At 47.9% G+C, this 20,040-nt stretch carries 20 protein-coding genes and 1 pseudogene; 9 read left to right on the forward strand and 12 right to left on the reverse strand.

All coding sequences use genetic code 11. The annotated features are described in order from the left end of the window. Positions 1-123 precede the first annotated feature (123 nt). From QSJ47_RS07285 to QSJ47_RS07300, 4 genes are all read left to right on the forward strand, one after another. Positions 124-255, forward strand: coding sequence for a hypothetical protein (locus QSJ47_RS07285; RefSeq protein WP_260321544.1), 132 nt, complete (start codon positions 124-126; stop codon positions 253-255). Beyond that, on the forward strand, positions 255-515 hold the full coding sequence (locus QSJ47_RS07290; RefSeq protein WP_221271298.1) for a hypothetical protein: 261 nt from the start codon (positions 255-257) through the stop codon (positions 513-515). The genes QSJ47_RS07285 and QSJ47_RS07290 overlap by 1 nt, the downstream gene beginning before the upstream one ends. Positions 516-523: 8 nt before the next feature. Beyond that, positions 524-646, forward strand: coding sequence for a hypothetical protein (locus tag QSJ47_RS07295; protein WP_285602934.1), 123 nt, complete (start codon positions 524-526; stop codon positions 644-646). Between the two features lie 263 nt (positions 647-909). Continuing rightward, positions 910-1,059, forward strand: coding sequence for a hypothetical protein (locus QSJ47_RS07300; protein ID WP_221271297.1), 150 nt, complete (start codon positions 910-912; stop codon positions 1,057-1,059). 630 nt (positions 1,060-1,689) lie between these two features. Here QSJ47_RS07300 and QSJ47_RS07305 read toward each other — a convergent pair. From QSJ47_RS07305 to fliK, 6 genes are all read right to left on the reverse strand, one after another. Continuing rightward, positions 1,690-1,977: a hypothetical protein gene (locus QSJ47_RS07305; RefSeq protein WP_285602935.1), complete on the reverse strand. Its 288-nt coding sequence runs from the start codon at positions 1,975-1,977 to the stop codon at positions 1,690-1,692. Between the two features lie 56 nt (positions 1,978-2,033). Next, entirely contained in the window at positions 2,034-3,263 is a 1,230-nt protein-coding gene (coaBC, locus tag QSJ47_RS07310) for a bifunctional phosphopantothenoylcysteine decarboxylase/phosphopantothenate--cysteine ligase CoaBC (RefSeq protein ID WP_285602936.1), read from the reverse strand. Beyond that, positions 3,253-4,242, reverse strand: a complete 990-nt coding sequence (pseB, locus tag QSJ47_RS07315; RefSeq protein ID WP_285602937.1) for a UDP-N-acetylglucosamine 4,6-dehydratase (inverting) — start codon at positions 4,240-4,242, stop codon at positions 3,253-3,255. Before pseB ends, coaBC begins: the two co-directional genes overlap by 11 nt. 37 nt (positions 4,243-4,279) lie before the next feature. Continuing rightward, positions 4,280-6,625, reverse strand: coding sequence for a VirB4 family type IV secretion/conjugal transfer ATPase (locus QSJ47_RS07320; RefSeq protein ID WP_285602938.1), 2,346 nt, complete (start codon positions 6,623-6,625; stop codon positions 4,280-4,282). Positions 6,626-6,633: 8 nt separating this feature from the next. Beyond that, a complete protein-coding gene (locus tag QSJ47_RS07325) occupies positions 6,634-8,700 on the reverse strand; it encodes a polysaccharide lyase family 8 super-sandwich domain-containing protein (RefSeq protein ID WP_221271291.1) in 2,067 nt (688 codons plus the stop codon). A 185-nt stretch (positions 8,701-8,885) separates the two neighbouring features. Beyond that, the gene (gene fliK / locus QSJ47_RS07330) at positions 8,886-10,445 is read right to left on the reverse strand and encodes a flagellar hook-length control protein FliK (protein ID WP_285602939.1); all 1,560 of its coding nucleotides are present in this window, start codon (positions 10,443-10,445) and stop codon (positions 8,886-8,888) included. 122 nt (positions 10,446-10,567) lie between these two features. On the opposite strand from fliK, the gene QSJ47_RS07335 reads away from it, so the two are divergent. The 4 genes from QSJ47_RS07335 to QSJ47_RS07350 are packed head-to-tail and all read left to right on the forward strand — an operon-like array spanning position 10,568 to position 14,090. Then, complete coding sequence (locus QSJ47_RS07335; RefSeq protein WP_285602940.1) at positions 10,568-11,707, forward strand: YbfB/YjiJ family MFS transporter; 1,140 nt, start codon at positions 10,568-10,570, stop codon at positions 11,705-11,707. 45 nt (positions 11,708-11,752) lie between these two features. Then, positions 11,753-12,604 carry an acetyl-CoA carboxylase, carboxyltransferase subunit beta gene (gene accD, locus QSJ47_RS07340; protein WP_221271286.1) on the forward strand — a complete coding sequence of 284 codons (852 nt, stop codon included), beginning with the start codon at positions 11,753-11,755 and terminating at the stop codon, positions 12,602-12,604. Next, a complete protein-coding gene (locus QSJ47_RS07345; RefSeq protein WP_221271285.1) occupies positions 12,601-13,044 on the forward strand; it encodes a 23S rRNA (pseudouridine(1915)-N(3))-methyltransferase RlmH in 444 nt (147 codons plus the stop codon). Before accD ends, QSJ47_RS07345 begins: the two co-directional genes overlap by 4 nt. 17 nt (positions 13,045-13,061) lie before the next feature. Then, a complete protein-coding gene (locus QSJ47_RS07350) occupies positions 13,062-14,090 on the forward strand; it encodes a hypothetical protein (protein WP_285602941.1) in 1,029 nt (342 codons plus the stop codon). Positions 14,091-14,430: 340 nt separating this feature from the next. Here the strand turns inward: QSJ47_RS07350 and QSJ47_RS07355 are convergent, their stop codons facing one another. From QSJ47_RS07355 to QSJ47_RS07380, 6 genes are all read right to left on the reverse strand, one after another. Beyond that, positions 14,431-16,044, reverse strand: coding sequence for a tetratricopeptide repeat protein (locus QSJ47_RS07355; RefSeq protein ID WP_285602942.1), 1,614 nt, complete (start codon positions 16,042-16,044; stop codon positions 14,431-14,433). Positions 16,045-16,236: 192 nt separating this feature from the next. Then, a complete protein-coding gene (locus QSJ47_RS07360) occupies positions 16,237-16,746 on the reverse strand; it encodes a C40 family peptidase (RefSeq protein WP_285602943.1) in 510 nt (169 codons plus the stop codon). 12 nt (positions 16,747-16,758) lie between these two features. Next, positions 16,759-17,865 (reverse strand): Cj0069 family protein, encoded by a 1,107-nt coding sequence (locus tag QSJ47_RS07365; RefSeq protein ID WP_285602944.1) that lies wholly within the window; start codon positions 17,863-17,865, stop codon positions 16,759-16,761. 543 nt (positions 17,866-18,408) lie between these two features. After that, positions 18,409-18,738 carry a DUF1104 domain-containing protein gene (locus QSJ47_RS07370; RefSeq protein ID WP_221271280.1) on the reverse strand — a complete coding sequence of 110 codons (330 nt, stop codon included), beginning with the start codon at positions 18,736-18,738 and terminating at the stop codon, positions 18,409-18,411. 728 nt (positions 18,739-19,466) lie between these two features. After that, on the reverse strand, positions 19,467-19,691 hold the full coding sequence (locus QSJ47_RS07375; RefSeq protein WP_221271278.1) for a helix-turn-helix domain-containing transcriptional regulator: 225 nt from the start codon (positions 19,689-19,691) through the stop codon (positions 19,467-19,469). Next, a complete protein-coding gene (locus QSJ47_RS07380; RefSeq protein ID WP_285602945.1) occupies positions 19,682-19,894 on the reverse strand; it encodes a type II toxin-antitoxin system RelE/ParE family toxin in 213 nt (70 codons plus the stop codon). The genes QSJ47_RS07375 and QSJ47_RS07380 overlap by 10 nt, the downstream gene beginning before the upstream one ends. On the opposite strand from QSJ47_RS07380, the pseudogene QSJ47_RS07385 reads away from it, so the two are divergent. Beyond that, positions 19,871-20,040, forward strand: a pseudogene (locus QSJ47_RS07385) (MerR family transcriptional regulator); the annotation flags it as partial. The gene QSJ47_RS07380 and the pseudogene QSJ47_RS07385 overlap by 24 nt on opposite strands.

Consider the following 20,040-nt stretch of genomic DNA (forward strand, 5'->3'; position numbering starts at 1 on the left):
GGATAACAAATCATTCATGCCGACATAGCAGTACCTAAAAACTTAAAATCATATAAAAAATTTATAGAAAATTATAGGATTTTATAGGGTTTATCTTGCTGTTTCTAGCCCTAAAAACAGAGCTTGAAACCATCACCACGCACAGAGGTTGCCCTGTATGCGCACTGGCAAACAGAGGAAGTGCAGTTTTTAGTGCAATTCATTAGAAAATCTTTAGAAACCATCGCCCACACAGACGGCAAAAAGGAGAGCTAATGCCCTTAAAACCGATACAACTTAATAAGCAAGAATTTCAGTTTAGAGACGGGCAAAAGGTGGAGATTTATGAGCCCACGCTTTACCAAATCCAAAAAGCCATGAAAGCAGGCGATGATGTGGCGCAGATCAAAAGCCTTTTGCTGGATTGCTCTGTGGGCGAATTGGACGAGCCCTTTTTAAACGCCTTGCCCTTAGAGGAGTTTGAGAAATTAGCCCAAGTGGTGGCAAAGTTTCGAGGCGTGGATGAAAAAAACTAAGAGAGGGCGTGGCTTTGCTTGGCTACGCCCTGCATTTTAGCTACACAGAGAGCCTAAACATGCAAATTAGCGAATTTGTGGCTTATACGCAGATTGCTAAGGACATATTGGAAAAAACGCATGGGCTGTAGGTTAAGTTTTGGTTTAGCTAGACTGGATACTATAGTGCTGTGGTGGAGACGCGCCCCAAAAGAGCGCGCCCCCGTTTCTCAGTATAGCGGCGTGGCTAGCACCGCAAATACCACAAGCACTATAAAGAACTTCATGGTGGTCTTCCTTTCCGGAGTGCCACCCACTGCAACCCCCGACCCTCAAAAGATGATACGCCAAATTTGTAGCCAAAAAGGCGACCACCATGGTATCCGTGCGCCTATTCTAACACAAAGACCCCCCAATGCAGACTGAGCTATCTGTAAGAATACGCCCACAATTAGACACCTTTAGAGCGAGCATGCGGGGCGCACGGCGCGCCTTGTCTGCTGAAACTTCTAATGGGGTTTTAGAGGGCGTGCAAGCCTCCATGCGTAACTTGACACGCCAATAAGCGAGATTGGCAAATTCTTACGCAAGGATTTAAAGCCCACGTACAATTTAAAGGAGATTTTAATAAATTCTGAGGCGCACTGTGGCCAACAGCACGGGCGTGAATCGAGACGAGTAGATCGCCAAAGAGATGATCTTACTCACGCTTTGTAAAATCTACGATAAGCGTTTTACTTTAATGTTGTAGATCTCTTCGTGCGCATTGATGGTCCTAAGGCGGATGATGTGCCATTATTGATGGTTTCCTCGTCAAACTCCCTAGGACTGAGCAAAAATACACAGTAATCCTTATATTTCACTCATAAAATAGCGGCATTTAAACCTGTTTAACAATCTATGTAGCCCACACCCATCTACTATTTGGTGTAAGGGGGTTTTAGATATCTTTAGAGTTAGAAGCCTATGTTAAAGACTATAAAATTTTCTTGGATGTGCGTCAAATCTTCAATACGAACTACAAGGATTTTTGCTTAAAAGTCGCTCCACTTTTGCACTGCAATGGGTGTAAAATCTACACCTCCGCCCTATGTGCCCAAGAAGCTTAGGAGGTGTTAGACGGGCTAGCCACAGCGGGCACGCCACCCCCGCTCTCAATCAAAAAATATGTGTCCACATCCACAAGCCTACCAAACTACCTAATGAACTTCAGCGGAGACTTCTTGTTGTTCTTCAAATGGTTCAAATAGAGCAAAAACGCCGATTCGCTAAGACCTAAAGCGATCGCCATCTCCTGCCAAGTGCCAAAGCAAAAATGCGGGCGCAACTTCTCCACAAAGCTCAAGAACGCCGCACAAAAACCCTCACTATCCTCTGCAACCCTCTCGTCCAATGGAGGCGGGGGCTGGGGCAGTGTCCTTTTGTCTTGTGTAGCAAGTTTGAGATAAATCAGCTTAAAAGGCGCACCAGCTAAAGCGGACAAAAAAGACTCCCCTCAAAGAGCCTACGCCTCAAAATAAAGTGTCGTTTAAACAATGACTACCCCATGTTTTCAATAAACCCCAACACCTCGAGGCTCACTTGGAGTTTATGCCCCTTGTGGGTGGTGTAGGTGGTGTGGGGGGTTAAGAGTGTGAGCTGGTTAGTGTTAGAGCCTAGTGCGCTTGTGTTATTCAGGCACACGAGCTTACAGCCCTTGCCCTGTGGTGTGGGCTCTAAAAGTTTCTTGGCATTTTCTAGGGCGTGCTTAGAGTCGCTCTCGGCTTTAAAGCCCACTTTGTAAAAGCCCTCCACTGACTGCAAAACATCCACATTTTGCACGCACTCTATGCTCCAAAAGGGCCCCAAATCCTGCTTTTTGAGTTTGCCCTTATAGGGGTGCTTGGGTTTGTAATCGCTGATGGCAGCGAGCATGAATAAAAAGGGGGGATTTTCGTGGTTTTCGTGCGCTTTTAAAGCCTCTAAATAATCTTGTGCGCTTTGCACCTGCACGCGCTCTATGCCACTGGGCAACTCTAAAGCGTTTTTGCTAGAGATCAAGACCACTTGCGCCCCTTTAAGCCACAACGCTAATGCCAAAAAATGCGCCTGCAAGCCGCTAGAAAAATTAGAAATGCAACGCACCGAGTCGATTGCCTCAATGCTCCCCCCCCCTGTAATCACCGTCTTTTTACCCGTCCAAAAGCCGTTAGACAAGAGTTTACGACTACAAATACTGGCAATTTCGCCCACCTCTGCCATTGCCCCCACGCCTACGGCATTGCACGCCAAAAGTCCGTCTATGGGGGCAACCACCTCATAGCCCAAAGCCTTGAGGTGTCTTAAGTTGTGCTGGGTTTGCTTGGCTAAGAACATTTGCGTGTTCATGGCTGGGGCTAGGATTTTGGGCGCATTGCTGGCTAAAAAGGTCGCTGTCAGGGCATTGTCGGCAAGCCCATTTGCTAATTTAGCTAGGGTGTTTGCACTGGCCGGGGCGACTAGGATAAGGTCGGCACTCTTGGCGTAGCTAATGTGGTTCGCGCAATCTTTATCTAGCAGAGCCCACTCTTCGTTATTATCCGTGAGTACCTTAAAATGGCTCAACGCTTCAAAGCTCAAAGGCTGCACGAATTTACACGCCCCCCTACTCATCACAACTCTAACGCTTGCCCCCATTTTTTTGAAAAGGCGCACTAACTCTAGGGCTTTGTAGGTAGCGATCGAGCCGCTCACTAAGAGTAAAATATTTTTGCCCTCCAAAAGGGGGATTTGGCTTAAGCTAGATTGCATGCATCATCTTTAAGAGCTCGTTAGGGGTGAGCCTTTGGGGGTTGTCCTTGCTATTGTAGCTAAAGCCCTCGGGTGTGGGCGTGCCGCACTCGCCTAGTAGAGTCTTGGTGTAGTTGATCGGGGTTTGGAAAGTGATGGTGGGTTCTAAGATATAAAAACTCTCAAATTCTAGGGCTTTGTCATCGGCACTAATCATCACCTCGTGGAGTTTCTCGCCGGGGCGAATACCTATAGTTTTTAGGGGGATATTAGGGGCTAGGGCTTTGGCTAAATCCACAATCTCCATGCTAGGGATTTTAGGCACAAAAATCTCCCCCCCGTGCATGCGCTCCAAACTCTTAAGCACAAACGCCACGCCCTTTTCTAAAGTGATCCAAAAGCGCGTCATGCGGGTGTCTGTAATGGGGATGAAGGGGGCGTTTTTGGCGGCTAAATCTTTAAAGAAGGGCACGACACTGCCCCTAGAGCCGACCACATTGCCATAACGCACCACGCTGAATTTCGTGGGGGATTTGCCTTTCATGTTGTTGGCACTGGTGAAGAGTTTATCGCTGCATAACTTGGTCGCTCCATAAAGATTAATGGGGTTGCTCGCCTTGTCGGTGCTAAGGGCAATGACATAGCTTACTTGCGCTTGCAAGCACGCCTCTATGACGGCACTCGCCCCTAGAATGTTCGTTTTAATACACTCTAGGGGATTATACTCGGCAGTGGGGACTTGTTTAAGGGCGGCGGCGTGGATACAAATATCCACCCCCTGCAGGGCACTAAAAAGCCGCTCTTTGTCCCGCACATCGCCGATAAAATAACGCATGCTCGGGCTGTTGTAGGTCTGCGCCATCTCCCATTGTTTCAGCTCATCGCGGCTATAGACAATGATTTTTTTAGGCTGGTGCTGTTTTAGTAAAATTTGGACGCATTTTTTGCCAAAACTGCCCGTCCCGCCCGTGATTAAAATGCTCTTGTTTGAAAGTTGCACGCTAAAATCCTTTGCAAAATGCCTATTTTAGCAACTTTTAGCCCTCTTGCAACAAGACTTCCCGCCAAGTCTCAGGGTAAGCCTGCATGAGGGCTTGCAGCCGTTTGACATGGGCGGCGTTGGAGTTGAAAATGCGTAAATGCGTTCCTAAGTCTTGTAAGTCTACATGGATGATGTTTGAGCTGCCCTCTGCCATGTTTTTCACCAAAACTTGCTTGGCGGTTAGGGGGGTGTTTTCTAAAAAGTGCGCTTCCATGTAGCTTAGCTGGATGCCTAAATCCTTGCTAAGTAAGGTGCTGTCTATGTGCTTTTGGGGATAAAAAATCAAAGTTCCCATGTTTTTAACGAAACTTGCCGCCTCGGGAATGCTAGCAAGCTGGTTTGTATCTTGCAAGGCGAGCACCACGACCCCATTCGCCTTTCTAGCTTGCGTGATTAAGGTGTTGATGTGGGTGTTTAGGGTTTCATTTTGTGCATAGCTTTTAAACTCGTCCACAAAAAGCAAAAAGCCTTCTTGTTTTTCTAGGGCACGGTGTAAAATCTTATAAAAAATGTAATACGCCAAAAGCCCCAAATCTTTAGGGTTGGCACTGATCGCATCCATGTTTATGGCAGCAAGCGGAGTGTCAAACTCTAGGCTGTCTTCTAGGGCATTGAAGAGGGGGTTTTGCAGGTAAGACTCAAGGCTTAGGTGCAAATTAGGGGCGTTGGTGATGGCTTCTTTGAGATCTTGCAGATTAAAGCTCTTTTGCGGCAGGGTGGCGTGTAGGCTCTTTAGGGCTTTTAAAAGGGCGTGGCTGGCGTGGATGTCTTCTTTATTTTGTGGGTGGGCACTCAAATGACATAGGCTAGAGTAAAAGCTGTGTAAAAAGTCTTGGTTACTGGGCGTGAGCTCTAAAGTTAGGGGGTTGATTTTAAAATCCTTGCCAGAGTTATACACCCCACCAAAGTAATTTATACACGAAAACAGCCCATAGGCACGATCTAAAGCCAAAATGTTGAGCTTGTCGTATTTGAGCGCATTTGCCATTAAAAAGCCCATTAAGGTGGTCTTGCCCGCCCCTGTTGCCCCGATGATCATCGTGTGCCCGTTGGTGCGTGGGCTATTGGGGTTTGGGTCGCTCTCTTGGTTGTGGAAGTTGAAGAGATAGGGGGAGTGGTCTAAATTCTTAAACACGCTTAAGGGCTGGTTGCCCCAAGGGTTGCTTTTAAAGCCGCAATTTGGTTTTTCAAAGAGCATGAGCGTGGCTAGGGCTTGTGCGCTTTGGCAGCGCAGGCGGGGGTTTAAATGCAAACGCCCGGGAAATAGAGAGAAAAAGGCCGGTCTTAGCCCCAAAGTCTCCACCACCCCCACCAAGTGGGCGTTAGCAAGCACGCTTAAAACTTCCTTGGTGTGGGCGTTGAGGCTTTGTAAATCGGGGGCTTTGAGAATGATATTTAAGGCGGCTTTTTGCAAGCGTAGGCGTTTGGCTTGGATCTGCTCGTAATAGCTTTGCAACTCTTGGCGCACAAGGCGGGCGAAACTTAGGCGGATTTTCTCTTGCACGAAGGCTAGGGCGGCTTGGGTGCTTAAGGGCTCCAAGCTTAAAAACACTTCGCATGCGAGCTCTTGATGCAACAAAGAGAGCAGGGCGAGCGAGCTTAGAGTCTTGCTCGCATAGGCTTTCACGCCCAAAATGCGGTTGTAGGTCGTGTGGGTGGCGTGCTCTTGGATGTAGTGGTCTTTGTTAAAATGGATGTTCGTGGCGATGTAGCTGTCTTCTAAAAAGCCTAGGGTGGGGTTTAACTTTGTGGGGTGTCCGTTGATGAAGGAGGCATAAAAGTTTAGAACTTCCTTTGCGCTTAGGGGGGTGGGCTTGAAGGCACTTAGGGCGTGCGCCATTTGCTCCATGCTCGCGCCCAAGTGCTGGGCTAGGTGTTGGTGCGTTTTGTGGTCTGTTATGAGTTCTAGTTTTTTCTGCTCTAAAAAGTCCTTTAGGGGGCTTTGCGTGGTTTCAAAAATGAGCGTGTAGGTGTTCTCGTATAAGTCTTTGGGCTGGGACAAATCAAGTAGGGCTTGCACTTGGGGGTTTTGCGGCTTACTTGGGGGCTCTAGCTGGATTTTGGCGCGCTTGGTGTGGATACGCAGCACCACGCCCTCGAGTTGCTCTAGGGCGTTTTGCTTGCTAGAGAAGTGGGTTTGCAAATCCTCTTGCAAGAGGGCGTTTACGCTCAAACCCTCAATGTTTAAGAGCCCCACAAGCTGCTCGCTCTTGGTGAGCAAAAAGCGTTCGTTGTAAAGCCCGAGAATGTTGTTCTCTTCTGCCATGGAGTGGGTTTTTGGCAACGCACCGGCCAAGAGATCTAGGGCTTTATGCCGCCAAAACTCTAAGCCAAATTTCAAAGAAAACCCTAGAGCGTTGCTAAATCCACGGCTAAAGTCGCCCCAAGTGAGGGCAAGGTTAGGCTCAAGTGCGTACTACCGCCTTTGATTTTGAGGCGCGCTTTTGCATTGGGTGCGGCGAGTTTGTAGCGCCCTTTTAAAATGATGGTCGTTTCTTGCAGGGTTTGCGTGGGGTCGGCAATGCTCAAGGCTAATCCATGAGGGCGTTGCACCTGCAAGAGCGAGAGGGGGTCTTTAAGCTTTAAACCCTGCAGTTTTTGCCACCCGGGGGCGTATTTATTGATGGCTAAGAGGTGTTTAGAGACCACAAACACGGCGTGCAAGGCGGGGGTTTGGGCGAGGATTTGCAAGTCCTCTAGGGGGTAGTTTTGCACTTCTTTGGGGCTAAAGTTTGGCAAAATCACGTAGGCGTAGCGGGCTTTTAGGGGGTGTAGGATTTGCATCTCTAAAAAGGGGGCGGATAAAGTCTTGTAACTCTTGCCCCCGATGGCTTTGTAATTGCCGCTCCTAGCGACTTCTTGTAATTTAGTGTTTTCATCCTCTAAGAGTATGTAGCCTATGTTGGTGTGGGCGTTGGTGTTGGTGAAGTTGATGAAATCGCCCCTATGCACTAGGGTGGCTTGCTGGCTAAAGGGGGCGTTGTTGATGAACACTTGTGTATCCGGGCTTAGTTTGCGGTTGTCTAAAATGGTGGTGGTGGGCTTGTCGCCTACAATGCTGCCCAGTGCCACCACCTCATCGCCCAAAAAGAGATAGGACTTTTGCGCCCGAAACTCCGGCTTTTGTAAATCAAGCCCCACAAAGCCAACACGCCCATTACTCGCCCCCCCCGCAAAGTCGTTCAAGCCCAAAGAACCCCTATGCCACACCACCACCTCCTGGTTTTGCACCTCTGTGGTGCCGGGCAACTTTGTGGAATCCACCAGTGGCCAAAAATCCACAAATGCCCTAGGACTGCCATAGATATAAGTCATGCCATCGGAGGTGTCAAAGCCCTTTAAATTCTCCCCGTTCATGGTTTCATAGTCTAGGATACGGCTAGAGTGCATGGCAAGCACCACCCGCCCGCCATGTGCCCCGATTTGTGCCGCGCGGTCCATCGCCCCAAAGACATGCACGGGGGGTAAGTGGGCTGTGTCGCCTTTGAGTAAAGGCTGTAGGATAGGGCTATCTAGCGTGGCTAGAGCTTTTAAAAGGGCTTTGCCCCGTGCGAAGTCGCTCTCTTTATCCCGACTGATGCTGCGCCCACACACCGAGGCGTTTAACCCGCCCTGGATGAGTAAATAGGGGTAGCCTTGCAAAACGCTGGCATACAAGATAGGGTCTATGAGGTTGTGCGCTAGGGGGGTGTTGCCTAAAGTCGCTTTAAATTGCGCCAAACCCTTTAAAAGCACCACGCCATAAGAGCCATTAGAGGGCACATGCTCGTGCTGGATAAACGAGCCGTCCGCGTAAAAACCATTGCCGCTTGTTACGATCTTTGACGCGCTTTTGACGGCTTCTAGGGCTTGTAACACCTCCCTTTCATTGCGCTTTAATATCCCCCTGGCGAGGCTGATGAACGCCGTATCCACCCGATTAGCCCCCTGACTCTCGCGCGATTCGGGGTTCGTGCTCGCCCTTGCCCCTGCGCTTAAGCCCGAATATTTGGGGTTGGGTTGGTAGTATTCTTGGGCTTGTAAGAGGGTGGCTTGTAGGCTTTTTGGCAAGAAGGGGGCGAGGGCTAAAATCGCATTGAGGGCTTTGGGGATGCCAATTTCATAGGGCCACCAATTCCCCCGCTCTAGCCCCCCCACGCCGTAATACTGGCTAAAGTCTTGCAGGGCATTGATGATCTCTGCCTTGTTTAAGGGGGCGTTGCTCGTGGCGTGGGCTTTAAGCTGCTCTACAATCGCCCTTAGCTGGTGCAAGAGGTCCTTGCCGCTGGGCTCAAAGGGCAGGGGCTGAAGGCGTGCTGTTTTCAAGGGTGCATTGCCCTCTAAAAGCGTGTGTGTGTAATTGACCTTTAACTTGGTAAAGTCTAGCGGCGTGGCTTGCAAAAGGGATAAACAAAGCAAAAAAGGGGTTAGTTTCATCATCATCCTTAACCATTTAGACTAGGATACAATGAAAACCCCACAATATAGCCACAATGTAGCAAAAACCCATAGAATCCTATCAAACCCACGCCACTAAGACGCCCGATTTTTATGTGAAACAAGAGAGGAAGTGTAAAAACTTAGGGCTAAAAGCAAACAACACAAATACCCTTTAAAGGGCGTTAGGCGTAATCGGGCAGAGTTGAATTATGCACAAAGGAGGCTTTAGAAATGGGAGTGGGAACAGTTTGAGAAGAGGTGTTTTGTGCCTGGGATTGGGGGGTGGTTGGGGTTTGGGGGGTTTGCACTTGGGGGTGAGGGGGCTGTTGTTGGCCTTGTTGTTGGGGGTTGTGCTGTTGTTGGTTGAAGTTGTGGTTGCCCCCGCCTTGATACGCGGTGTTTTCGCTGTTTGTGGCACTAAAGCGCAAATCTATATTGTTAAAGCCCATTTGGGAGAGATGTTGGCGCAACTCGCTTTGGTGCGCCACAAGCAAGGCACTGACCGGTGCGCTGGAGGCTAGGCTCACTTGCAAATTTTGCCCCACTTGTTGGATCACCACTTCCACTTTACCCAGCTTATCGGGGTTGAGCTCCATAGACAACTTCGTAATAGGGGGCTTGAAGTCTAGTAATTCTTGGCGTAAATTTGTGGCTAAATTTCTAATCGTCTCTTTGATTTGGGGGGTTTCTAGGGTGCTTTTTTGCTCTGTGTGGGCGGTGTGCGTGGCGTGCGTGGGGCTTTCTATGGCGCTCGTGCGGGTGTCCTCTTCTTTGCTAGCAACAATGGGTTTAGCCGGGCCTTGTAAGGGTATGCGGTTAGGGTCAAAGGAGAGGGGGATGAAGGTTGGTTTTGGCTTGAGCGGGCCGTCAAAGGCTTCTTGAAACGCCTGCTTGATTTCTTTGTCGTTGTCGTGGCTGTCCTTCACATGGGGCAGGGGGTTGGGCTTGTTTAAGAGTTGATTTAAAGGCGTTTTTGCGTTGGCATTTAGGGGGAGCTCTTTAGCGTTGGCGTGGGCAAGTTTAGTACTACTTGCCTTGTGCTCTGTGGGGAGGGTGGTGGGGGGTTTGGGGTTTTTTAAGGCGAGCAGGTCAGCGGTGGACATTTTAGCGGGGGGTTGTGCGCCTTGTGGGGTTGGTGTCGCGCCCTTAGCCGTATCCACGCCCTGTGGCAACTTGGCTAGGTTGGGTGCGCCCGGCGTGGCCTTAGCGGCTAGATCTGTTGCCTTTGCATTTGCACCCTTGGGGGCGATCTGTGCACCTTTGGCTAGGTCGGTGGGTTTGCCCGCTTTGCTCTCGTGTTGGAGCTTGTTTAAATTCAACGCCTTTGCATTCTCTAGGTTTTTAATGTCGCTTAATTTCGCGCTTTGGGGGGTGTTTTTAGCCCCCTTTGCCCCCTTTAATGCCATGGCTTGGCTAAAGGGGTCTTGCTTGTTTTTGGAGTGTTGCAGCTTCGCCTCTTCGTTTGCCTGCGCCTTTAATCCCTTTTCTTGCTTGGGAGTGAGTTTTTTATCCATCAGCTGGACTAGGGGGCTGTTTGGGGCGATGTGGGGGGGATTTTTAGAGTGATCTGCTCCCTTTTCTTCTTTTTTAGCTTTAGCGTCCTTGCTGTTTAAATGGGCTCTCTTTTGGTCTAATAGGGCTTTGAACGCGTCCTTGTCTTCTTTAGGCGTGTGCTTCTTGGTGTGGGCTTTGGGGTTGCCCTTGGCATCCAGCGCCTCTAAGCCTTTAATGTGGGTCGCCACAAGCGTCCTTTGCAATGGTTTATCAAACCGAGTCAAGCAAATTCAGTTCCCCTAGTTTTAAGACAAGATTGTTAATTTTGGGCTAATATGGTTTTTTTCAACACGGAGCGTTTTGTATGTTTATGCGTCTTTTTGTGTGCTTTTTGGCGACTTTCATGGCTAATGGCGTGGCGCGGTTTGGGTATGTGGTGTTGATCCCACTGCTCATTTTATCGGGTAAGCTCACAGAAAACCAAAGCATACAGCTTGCCATTGCCGTGATGGTGGGCTATGTCTTTGGGAGCGTAGCCCTAAGCTCTTTGCAAAAGCGCATGTCTTTAGAGGGCATTGCCAAAATCAGCTTTTTAGTCATTGCCCTAAGCTTTTTTGCCTGCTATTTGGATCGCCTACCCTTTGCGTGGGCATGGATTTGGCGTTTTTTAGCTGGCGTGGCGGCCTCTTGTTTAATGGTGCTCTCTGCCCCGCTGTGTCTAAGCCTTGTGAAAGAACAGCACCGCTCCTATGCGAGCGGGTTTATTTTTAGCGGGATTGGGGTGGGGGTGGTGTGCAGTGGGTTTATTCTGCCCCATTTTGCAAGCGACATTGACATGGCGTGGATTTTCCTAGGGGCGGTGGGTTTGGTGGCGTTTCTCTTATCTTGCGTATTTTTAAAAACCCTGCACCCACCCAAAAACAGCACCCACAAAGAAGCCCCCTTTAAAATCTCCACCTTTTTTGCCCTGCTCTTGGTGTCGGTGGTGCTTAACGCCATTGGCTACTTGCCACACACGCTCTTTTGGGTGGATTATTTGGTGCGTTCACTGCACTTTAGCAAGGCGGTGGCGGGGGCTTCTTGGGCGTTCTTTGGCTTTGGGGCGGCGAGTGGGACGATTTTAAGCGCCACTTTGGCTAAGACGCTAGGATTGAAAAACGCCTCCAGCATTGTGATTTTAATGAAAAGTGTCTCTTGTGTAATTGCGATGGTTAGCAATGACATAACATGGCTCAATCTGTCTATCTTTTTAATGGGCTTTGGGACCACGGGCAATTTAACGATCACAAGTACGATGGCATACCATATCATGGGGCGAGAGCACTTTGTGCAAGCCTCAAGCCTTGTAACCCTCGCCTTTGGTATTTTTCAAGCGGTGTTTTCCTTTGTTTTCACTTGGGCATTGGGGCACTTTAGCTTCTATGAAATGTTTCTTGTCAGCGGCGTGGCGCTGTTTTTAGCCTTTGTCGTGTTGTTGCCTGTGCCTAAAAGCACTTTTAAAAATAATTAAGCCATGCTAGAATAGGGGTTATTTGTTTTTGCAAGGATACAAGCGATGGGTTTTGCGGATTTCTTAAAAAATCTTAAGAAAACAAGGGTGCAATCGAGCGAACAGGACATGCCAAGCCATTGGATCAAATGCCCTAAGTGCGCCGCTTTGATGTATTACAAAGAGGTCTTTGCCAAAAACCATGTGTGCCTCAAGTGCCACTACCACTTTAGAATAGGGGCAAGCGAGAGGCTCGCTTTCTTGTGCGATGAGAACACCTTTACAGAATACGACAACGAGCTGCGCCCCGTGGATCCCTTAAACTTCGTGGATAAAGAGAGCTACAAACAGCGCATTAAAAAATACGAAGCCAAGACCGGCCGCCCAAGCTCGGTGATCAGCGGGGAGGGGCAAATCAATGGCATTGCTTTGCAAATCGTGGTGTTTGACTTCGCCTTCATGGGCGGCTCTTTAGGCTCAGTGGAGGGGGAGAAAATCGTGCGCGCGATCAATCGGGCGGTGGAAAAAGAGCAGGCGTTGTTGATTGTGTCTGCAAGTGGGGGAGCACGGATGCAAGAATCCACCTATTCGCTCATGCAAATGGCAAAGACAAGCGCGGCTTTAAATCGGCTCACAGAGGCGAAGTTGCCCTTTATCTCACTGCTTACAGATCCCACCTTTGGGGGGGTGAGTGCGTCTTTTGCGTTCTTGGGAGATTTGATCATCGCTGAGCCGGGGGCGATGGTGGGCTTTGCGGGCGCTCGGGTGATTAAGCAAACCATCGGTGCAGAGTTGCCAGCAGGGTTTCAAAGCGCGGAGTTTTTGCTAGAACATGGCTTGATCGATATGATCGTGCAGCGCAAGGATTTAAAAAAGACCTTGAGCGACCTAGTGGGGATGCTCACAGAAAACAGATGACTTGCAGCATTTACGCCATTTCTAAAAAAACCCCCGAGTTTGCCCCCTTGTTGGCGCAACAACAACGAGCATGCCAGCAATTTAAAGCCACGCTTGAGATTGTAGACATTGCGCCCAAAGCCTCAAACAACAGCACAGAGGCGCAAAAGTCTTACACCAAAGCCCTAAGCCCTTATTTAAAGCCAGGTGCCCCCGCCTACGCCTTGCACCCGACCGGTAGGCTCATAAGTAGCCAAGAGTTTAGTCAAATGCTAAGCGCCCACGCCCACATACAATTTTTCATTGCAGGGGCTTATGGCTTTGCTAAAGAGTTTTTAAAACGATGCACCCCCTTATCGCTAAGCCCGCTCACCTTTAGCCACGCCTTAGCCAAGCTCATTTTATGTGAACAGATTTTTAGAGGTTTAAGTCTTTTAAACAACCACCCTTACCACAAATAGGTTACTATGGAGGCACTATGAGATTACGCTATTATGGCTCTTTTACATTGCTGTTTATGATTGTCGTGGGTTGGTATGTCTACAACACTGACCCGCAAAAACTCCCCGTGAATGTCGCAAACCACACCCTAAACTTACCCATTGCCCTTTGGATCGTGGGTGTGGTGTTGTTATTTTTTATCTTCACTTTGCTGTTTATATTGAGTGGGAGCATCGCAAACTTGTGGCAACGCTACAAGCAAAAGCGCGACTTTGAGAAACTCACCGAGCAAATCGTGAGCCAAAACACGAAGGAACACTTTATCCTAGAGAAATACCACAACCCACACTTTGCCACCCTCTCTAAAATTCTAGCCCGTTTTAAACTAGAAGCGGATTTAAACAGCCAAGAGAGCGGGTGTGAGAAAGTGGATCAGCTCTTTAGTTTGTATGCACGGGTGTCGCAAGCTGAGGATGTAAAGTGGCGCAAGTATAACTTAGACCCGAGTAACCCCTTTTATATCCAAAACCTGCAAAATAAAATCCACCACGACCTCAAACAAGCCCAACAAATCCTTAAAAAAGAGGGCTACAGCCCTGCCCTAAAACGCCAAGCCTTGATCGACTTGATCCAAAGGGGTTCGTTTAAAGAAATCCCCAAAGCTTTAAAGGGGGCTAGCGAGCTCTTAGATAAGTCCGTGCTAGAGGTGTTATTGCGGGCGTTTTGGGATAAGAGAGTGGGCATGGAATTGGCTGAAATTGGCAATTTATGCGTGCAAATAGGGTGTAACAAACAAGAGTATTTGCAAATGGCTGTGGATGCCAAGACCTTTTTATCCCCCGATGATTGGTATAAATTCTTTGAACTCTTAGCCGCAGAGGACGAGCAAGCCGAAAAGGCGTTCTTGTATGTGCTCTTAGATTTGGAGATGATCGAACAAGCCAGAGATCGCCTAAGCACCCACCCCCAAGACGAGTTTTTAATCATTAAAGCCTACCTAGAGCTCAAAAAATCCGATAAAAACTACCCATTGAATATTTTCTTTGGGCTCAAATCGAAGATTTGAGCTAGAGCTAAAGGCTTAATGTGGTTGGGGTCGCTGTGGGTGTGCTCGATCAACAAGGGCTAGAAATGGCGATTACGCCACATATAGGGCAAAACCCCAAAATCTAACCTCTCTTAGACAACGCTCTTGTTTAGGATAGCCCCCACTTTTGGGTGTATCCCCCTTTTGTCCCTCATTTCTCACCACCCCCTTTTTAGGGCTAGGACTATAGGGGAGAGATTGCCCCCACTTTTGGCTCTATGGGGGTGGTTTTAGGGGGGAGTGATAACGCTAGGGCAAAGACTGGCCCTATTTGTGGGGGGTGTTATGGGTTGTCCCATAGGCTGGGGTGTTATCGGCATCACAAGAGGCTATCATCAAATTCAACTTCCCCCTCAGTATTCACTCTTTGATAGCCACTATCATAAGGTTTGGCAAATACTCTAAGATTTGTGTAATCTGCAAAAGCGTCAAAACGCCACTGGTTTCGCCCTAAAATTTTTGCAAAGCGAGCATTTGGGCGGTCTAGGGTATCGGCAATTTCTTTGATTTTAAGCTCTAACAACGCTTCATAACGCTCGACATTGTGTAAGCCGATATGCCCATTGATTGCCTTTGCTAAACTGAGGTTCTCCAATAGTCTTAAAAATACTCTGTGGTGTCGGCAGTGCAAAGCGACAAATTTTTGGATTTTAAGACACTCCATGAGTCTATCCATGAACTCTACGGCTTGTGTGGCAGCCAGCTTAAAATCCTCTAAATCATCCCTACCCTCATATGGTAGGTTATCCATTGAAGGGCGTAAAAATTTAGCACATTCGCCACTGCCTAACCTAGCCCCTTGTTTGCGGTAATCATCCGCTCGTTCATAGTCCAAATCTGCCAAACAGTCGTAAGCATCCACATAGCCCAAATCGATGGCTTTTTGGTAGAGTTGCATGACTTCTCGCTTGCTATGATAACCGCTAACCTTTTTTAAAGCTATACCCCACAGAGCGTAAGCCTCCCCATCGCCCTTTTGGGCTTGGGTTTTTAAAAACTGCATGGCTTGAGTATAATATGTTTTTGCCATGTCATCATCGTCTTTATAATAAAGAAACATTTCAGCTAACCCCACATACCCCCTACCCTCCCCTAAGCCCACCGCTTTTTCAAACAGCTCTTTAGCTTTTTCTTGGCAATTTGTTAAGGTTTTGTCTTTAAAGACTTGGCAATGTTTGAAAATTGTTAAATAATCCTCGCTCTCTAGGTCGTCTTTTAGGGGGTTTAACGCACTTATCACTTCCTCCCCACTAATCACCTCCCCACTGCCATACTCCATTACCTGCACATCTCCATTCTCCATATAAACCTTACCCAGCTCCACCAAAGCTTGCACTGAGCCTAACTCAATCGCCTTTTCAAAACAACGCATGGCGACATTGTTATCGGGGTATAACACAATCCCCTCATACGCCATTTTACCCAGCTCTAGCCAAGCGCTGGCACTCCCCAAGTCTTTAGCCTTCATATAGTCTTTAAAGGCTTGTAAGGTATTTGCTCCATATTGCCATAGGGGTTTAACTTTAGGGGCGTTGCTAGACTGTGTGCTTTGGGCTGTTTGTGTGGATTGTGTGGGGTTGTGGCTTGTGTTTGTGCCTTGCAACAAGGGGGCGTGGCTTTCTTGCAGGGCACTTAACAAATTTGCTAAATCCTCTAAGGATTTGGCTAAGTTCTTGGCATTTTCTAAAGCCTGGGGGCTCTCTGTGGCGTTTATGAAAGCGTTTAAGTGGGTGGCTGTTTTCACCTTGCATTTTTTAAATTGTGCTAAGGCATTTTCCAACTCTGTGTCGTCCTCTGTGCTTTGGCTGTAGGCAGTTTCTAAAGCTTTGCTGAAAGTGGCGAGTGCGTCTAAAAGATGAGTGAATTTTGTGTTTAAATCCTCTAACTCTTCTTTAAGGGGAGTTAAATCACCCCCCCCCCCCCATATCCTCAAGCACAGACAAAAACAATCTGTGGGTGCGTTTTGTGGCTTTTAGCTGTTGGCTTAGGTTGCTATGTGCCTGTTGCATCTGTGATCCTTTTGTTATGAATAGAAAGGGATTGTAGCATGGATAGGTGAATGGGGGTTATCTTTTTTTTGCTCAGTTGTGGATGCCTTGTAACTCTTTTGATAAATCTCGCAGTTTTAAAACAACTCCTCACTTTTCAAGTCCCACACCCGCCAGTTGTCAAAATATTCCCCCCGAAATTTGTTTTCAATGTCCAGTAAGGTCCATTTTTGGCTGTCATGTTCGCCAGTCAAGCATTCATAGACGAAACAATGGCAATTATACTCGTGCCTTTCTGTGGGGATGCCCATTGTGGGGTAGTCTAGGGTTTTGCCCACAAGGGCACGGGCACGCTCGGCGGCTTTGGCAAAGCCCACCGCCTCGCTCCCCTTACACGCCACATAAATACTCACTGCTTGTGTCCCGCTGATAAACTCTTTAGGGCTAGAGAGTTTCACCTCGCCCGAGCCTAAGAGCTCCACGATCTGCTGATCGCCGACATAAATCCCCGTGTGGGTGGTGGGGCCCACGAGGCGGCAGTATAAAATGCTGCCCAGCTTAGGGGTAACCCTGTCCCTTAAAACATTGTCAATAAAAGACTCGGCTAGATTGAGCGCAGCCGGTAAGCCAAAAATTAAGGGCAACATGGGTAATCCTTGCTAGCTTAATTTGTCCTCTACAATGTCAATGATCGTGTTGGCGACTTTGCGGGCGGTTTTGTCTAAGAACTCTACGGGGGTTGTAAAGCCCACACAAGAGCAGTTGATTTCGCCTAAAATGTATTTGTCTTTGCCGTGCTCATCGGTGTCTAAAATAAAATCTGCTGTCCAAATGAGGGGCAGGTCGTAATTGCCCAACTTGGTTTGGATATGGGGTAGTTGCCTTAAGAAGTAATGCACCAAGTCATCCCATTGCTCGGGTTTGTCGTAGCGGTATTTCGCCCCGCTAAACAAGGTCGCACTAAACGCATCTGCGCCCTCGGCGGGTTTTTTATGCACGACATAAATGGGGTGTTTGTAGAGCATTAAAATGCGAATCTCACCCTCCTTAATGCGGGGCAAGAAAGTCATATCCACCAACATGCCATTGTCCCCGACTAGGTATTTTTCACAAAAATCCATAAATTCGCCCAGTTGTCTGTGCTCCACATGGTTATCTACTGCTTCAATGCATTTGATTTTGGCATTTAGGGGCACTTCGCTAGCTCCCTCAGGCAGGGGCTCTTCAAGTTGCACATGCCAAATGCCCTCACCAGTAGAGCCACGATTTTGCTTTAAGACCCTTTCGCCTTTGGCTAAAGTCTTGGGGAAAGTCTTTTTCAAATCATGCTGATCGCCCCAAGCCACGCCAATGCGTTTAGCTTCAGCGGGGTCGTAGTAGGCGTAGGTGTCATCGGGCACTAACTCAGTGTCGGCTAACTTAGTGAGCGCGTCCTTAGCCCCGTAGCCAATCATCGCATCGGGGTGGGGCATGCCAATCACGCCATTGTCGCAGAGTTTGCGCAGCAAGTCAAAGTAGAGTTTTTCCTCTTTAAGGTTACCCGGATTGACCCGTGAAACATAGGCATCGGCAACCTTTTGCACATACGCATAAACCTCTTTGGTCTTTTCAGCGTCTTTTAAAAGGGCATCGGTGAGCTGCACCACCTCAGCGTGCCAGCCCAGTTTTCCAAGGTAGTCCATCATGGGCACGGTGTCGCGTCTATGCCCGTCCCTGCCTTTGTCCGTCCCGCCCACAGCCTCAAAAAACACCACATGTTTTTTCATAAAAACCTCCAAAAGATGATTGCGATTAGTCCGCTGGTGTTATTGTAGCATTTCTTATGGGGCTAAATAAAACAAATGGGGCGGATTAGGAAGCATTTTGGAAAATATCCTGCGCTGGACTAACTTACAAATAGCTTACAAATAGCTTAATAAGCGTGGATAAAAGCTAGTCATTTTGCGTGTATTGGCAAGTAAAAGGTTAGGCAACCCCCGATGAACTTGACCTAAGCCTTTGGGAGCTACTAGGGCGAAAATACTACAAGTGGAGCGGGCAAGGTTATGTGCTTGAGAAAAAATCCCTTAATCCACTAGAAAGCCCCACGGCGTTTGAGTAGCATACAACCAAGCGAGCTTGCGAACGAAACTCTTTGGGGGGCCATAGCGCATAGTGCTGTGGCCCCACTAGCGTAGGACATCCCGCAAGCTTTGTTTTGGTTAGTTTGTCCCTACGGAGGTAAGAGAGAAATTAAAAATAAACTTCCACCCCATCTAGCTTAGACATAACCCTCCAGTTTTAATTCTTTGACTACATTAATGCACGGGTCATCTTGGCAGTTCTAGCTTGGACTGCCACGCAGATAGCTCATCCATGCGTTTGCTGATATTTTCCATAACCGCATTAGCAATATTTTTATCTGCCGTAGCAATAACCTCTCGATAAAACTCTTTGCGTTGTTTGGGATTCATTTTCTCAGCCCGTTTGTGAAGCTCCATAGCATAATCGGGTTCTTCTTTGGGAGAAATTTTGCCAGCCAACTTAATGAGGTCTGTATCATTTGTATTTTGATACGAAACTTCTTTTGTCGATGCTGATAGAGTGGTGCACAAACCTGCGAAAATCAGAGTAGAAATCCCTAATTTGAAAGACTGCATGTCGATCCATCCTTTGTAAAAAATACAGCCGTTATAACCATATTTTGTAAACCTTGCGTAGATTTGCAACTTAATTTTTAAAAATATCTCACATAAAACCCCAAAAAAGAACAAAAACAATGTTTGAACTTAACACCATTGCCGACATAGGCAAACACTACGATGAGCTCCAAAAGATTAAAGCCACCATGCCGCCATGAAAAAAGCAAACTTGCTAGAGCAATACGAGAGAGCTTTGGGGATGGGATCGAGAAGGCTTTTGAGACCATGCTGACTGCCACAAAAGCTAAAAAACCTAGCAATGCACCTAAACGACCCGTAGGTCGTCCCAAGAAAGAATAACCCAAGCCCCACAACAAGCTACTAGAGCTCACAGAACCCACAAAGCCCACAAAATCATCCACGAAACCCAAAGCCACGAAAACTAAGACCAAGAAAAAGGGCAAAAAAGACAATGAACCAACAGCCCCAAAGACTGACCCAGAGAACACATAGCGTTTTTGGTCCCCTAGAAGGCTCGTAGAACGCCAAGGCAGTACAAAAACATTACTAAGCCCTCAAAATCGATTGTAGAGCGTTTTTGAGCGTTCTATGGCTATCTTCCCAACTTGTCTAGCTTGCCCCCTTCTCTTTATACCTTTTCTTTAGGTCATATAGCCTCTACAATCAACACTTTACCCCTAAGCCATACAACACCAATTGTCACCCCTATGACCCATGAACCTTAATCAATGCTTGGCTTGCGCTTGCAGGTTAAAGCCCAAATACTTCACTAGCTCCAAGAGGCTATCTCCCTTGGGGAGCTCCACCCCCTTAGATTTGGCAATCACCTCTAACGCATCTTGCAATTCCACTAAGTCCCCATCCTCTAAAACTGCATTGAGATAAGATAAACGCTTTTCATCGCTATTCAAAAATTCCACCACGCTAAAGGGGCTAAAAGTTACTTCCATGGAAACTCCTTTAAAATCTCTTGGGCTTTTTCAACATCTCTTTTTTGCGTGCTTTTGTCGCCTCCACAGAGCAAAATCACTAAAGTGTCGCCTTGCTTGGAACAATAGAGGCGATAGCCTGGTCCCACATGGACACGCAACTCAAAGATAGACTTTGTGATATGCTTGCAATCGCCAAAATGCCCTTGCTCCAAAGCCCGCAAACGGGCATCCCTTCGCGTAAAATCCGTTTTTAGTGCGATAAAGGGCTATTCCCATTTGTGCAAAGCGATTCTAATGGCGTGCGTTACTTCTCTCAAAGCGATGTCGCGTGGGTAGAGTGGGTGCAGTGCTTGCGTGCGTGTGGCAT

The organism is Helicobacter sp. NHP22-001 (assembly GCF_030270165.1).
GTDB classification, from domain to species: domain Bacteria; phylum Campylobacterota; class Campylobacteria; order Campylobacterales; family Helicobacteraceae; genus Helicobacter; species Helicobacter gastrofelis.

Excerpts from the sequence above, each read along its gene's own strand:
- QSJ47_RS07290 (WP_221271298.1), top strand. The coding sequence starts at position 255 with ATGCCCTTAAAACCGATACAACTTAATAAGCAAGAATTTCAGTTTAGA.
- QSJ47_RS07300 (WP_221271297.1), top strand. The coding sequence starts at position 910 with ATGCAGACTGAGCTATCTGTAAGAATACGCCCACAATTAGACACCTTT.
- coaBC (WP_285602936.1), bottom strand. The coding sequence starts at position 3,263 with ATGCAATCTAGCTTAAGCCAAATCCCCCTTTTGGAGGGCAAAAATATT.
- QSJ47_RS07325 (WP_221271291.1), bottom strand. The coding sequence starts at position 8,700 with ATGAAACTAACCCCTTTTTTGCTTTGTTTATCCCTTTTGCAAGCCACG.
- QSJ47_RS07335 (WP_285602940.1), top strand. The coding sequence starts at position 10,568 with ATGCGTCTTTTTGTGTGCTTTTTGGCGACTTTCATGGCTAATGGCGTG.
- accD (WP_221271286.1), top strand. The coding sequence starts at position 11,753 with ATGGGTTTTGCGGATTTCTTAAAAAATCTTAAGAAAACAAGGGTGCAA.
- QSJ47_RS07345 (WP_221271285.1), top strand. The coding sequence starts at position 12,601 with ATGACTTGCAGCATTTACGCCATTTCTAAAAAAACCCCCGAGTTTGCC.
- QSJ47_RS07350 (WP_285602941.1), top strand. The coding sequence starts at position 13,062 with ATGAGATTACGCTATTATGGCTCTTTTACATTGCTGTTTATGATTGTC.
- QSJ47_RS07360 (WP_285602943.1), bottom strand. The coding sequence starts at position 16,746 with ATGTTGCCCTTAATTTTTGGCTTACCGGCTGCGCTCAATCTAGCCGAG.
- QSJ47_RS07365 (WP_285602944.1), bottom strand. The coding sequence starts at position 17,865 with ATGAAAAAACATGTGGTGTTTTTTGAGGCTGTGGGCGGGACGGACAAA.
- QSJ47_RS07370 (WP_221271280.1), bottom strand. The coding sequence starts at position 18,738 with ATGCAGTCTTTCAAATTAGGGATTTCTACTCTGATTTTCGCAGGTTTG.
- QSJ47_RS07375 (WP_221271278.1), bottom strand. The coding sequence starts at position 19,691 with ATGGAAGTAACTTTTAGCCCCTTTAGCGTGGTGGAATTTTTGAATAGC.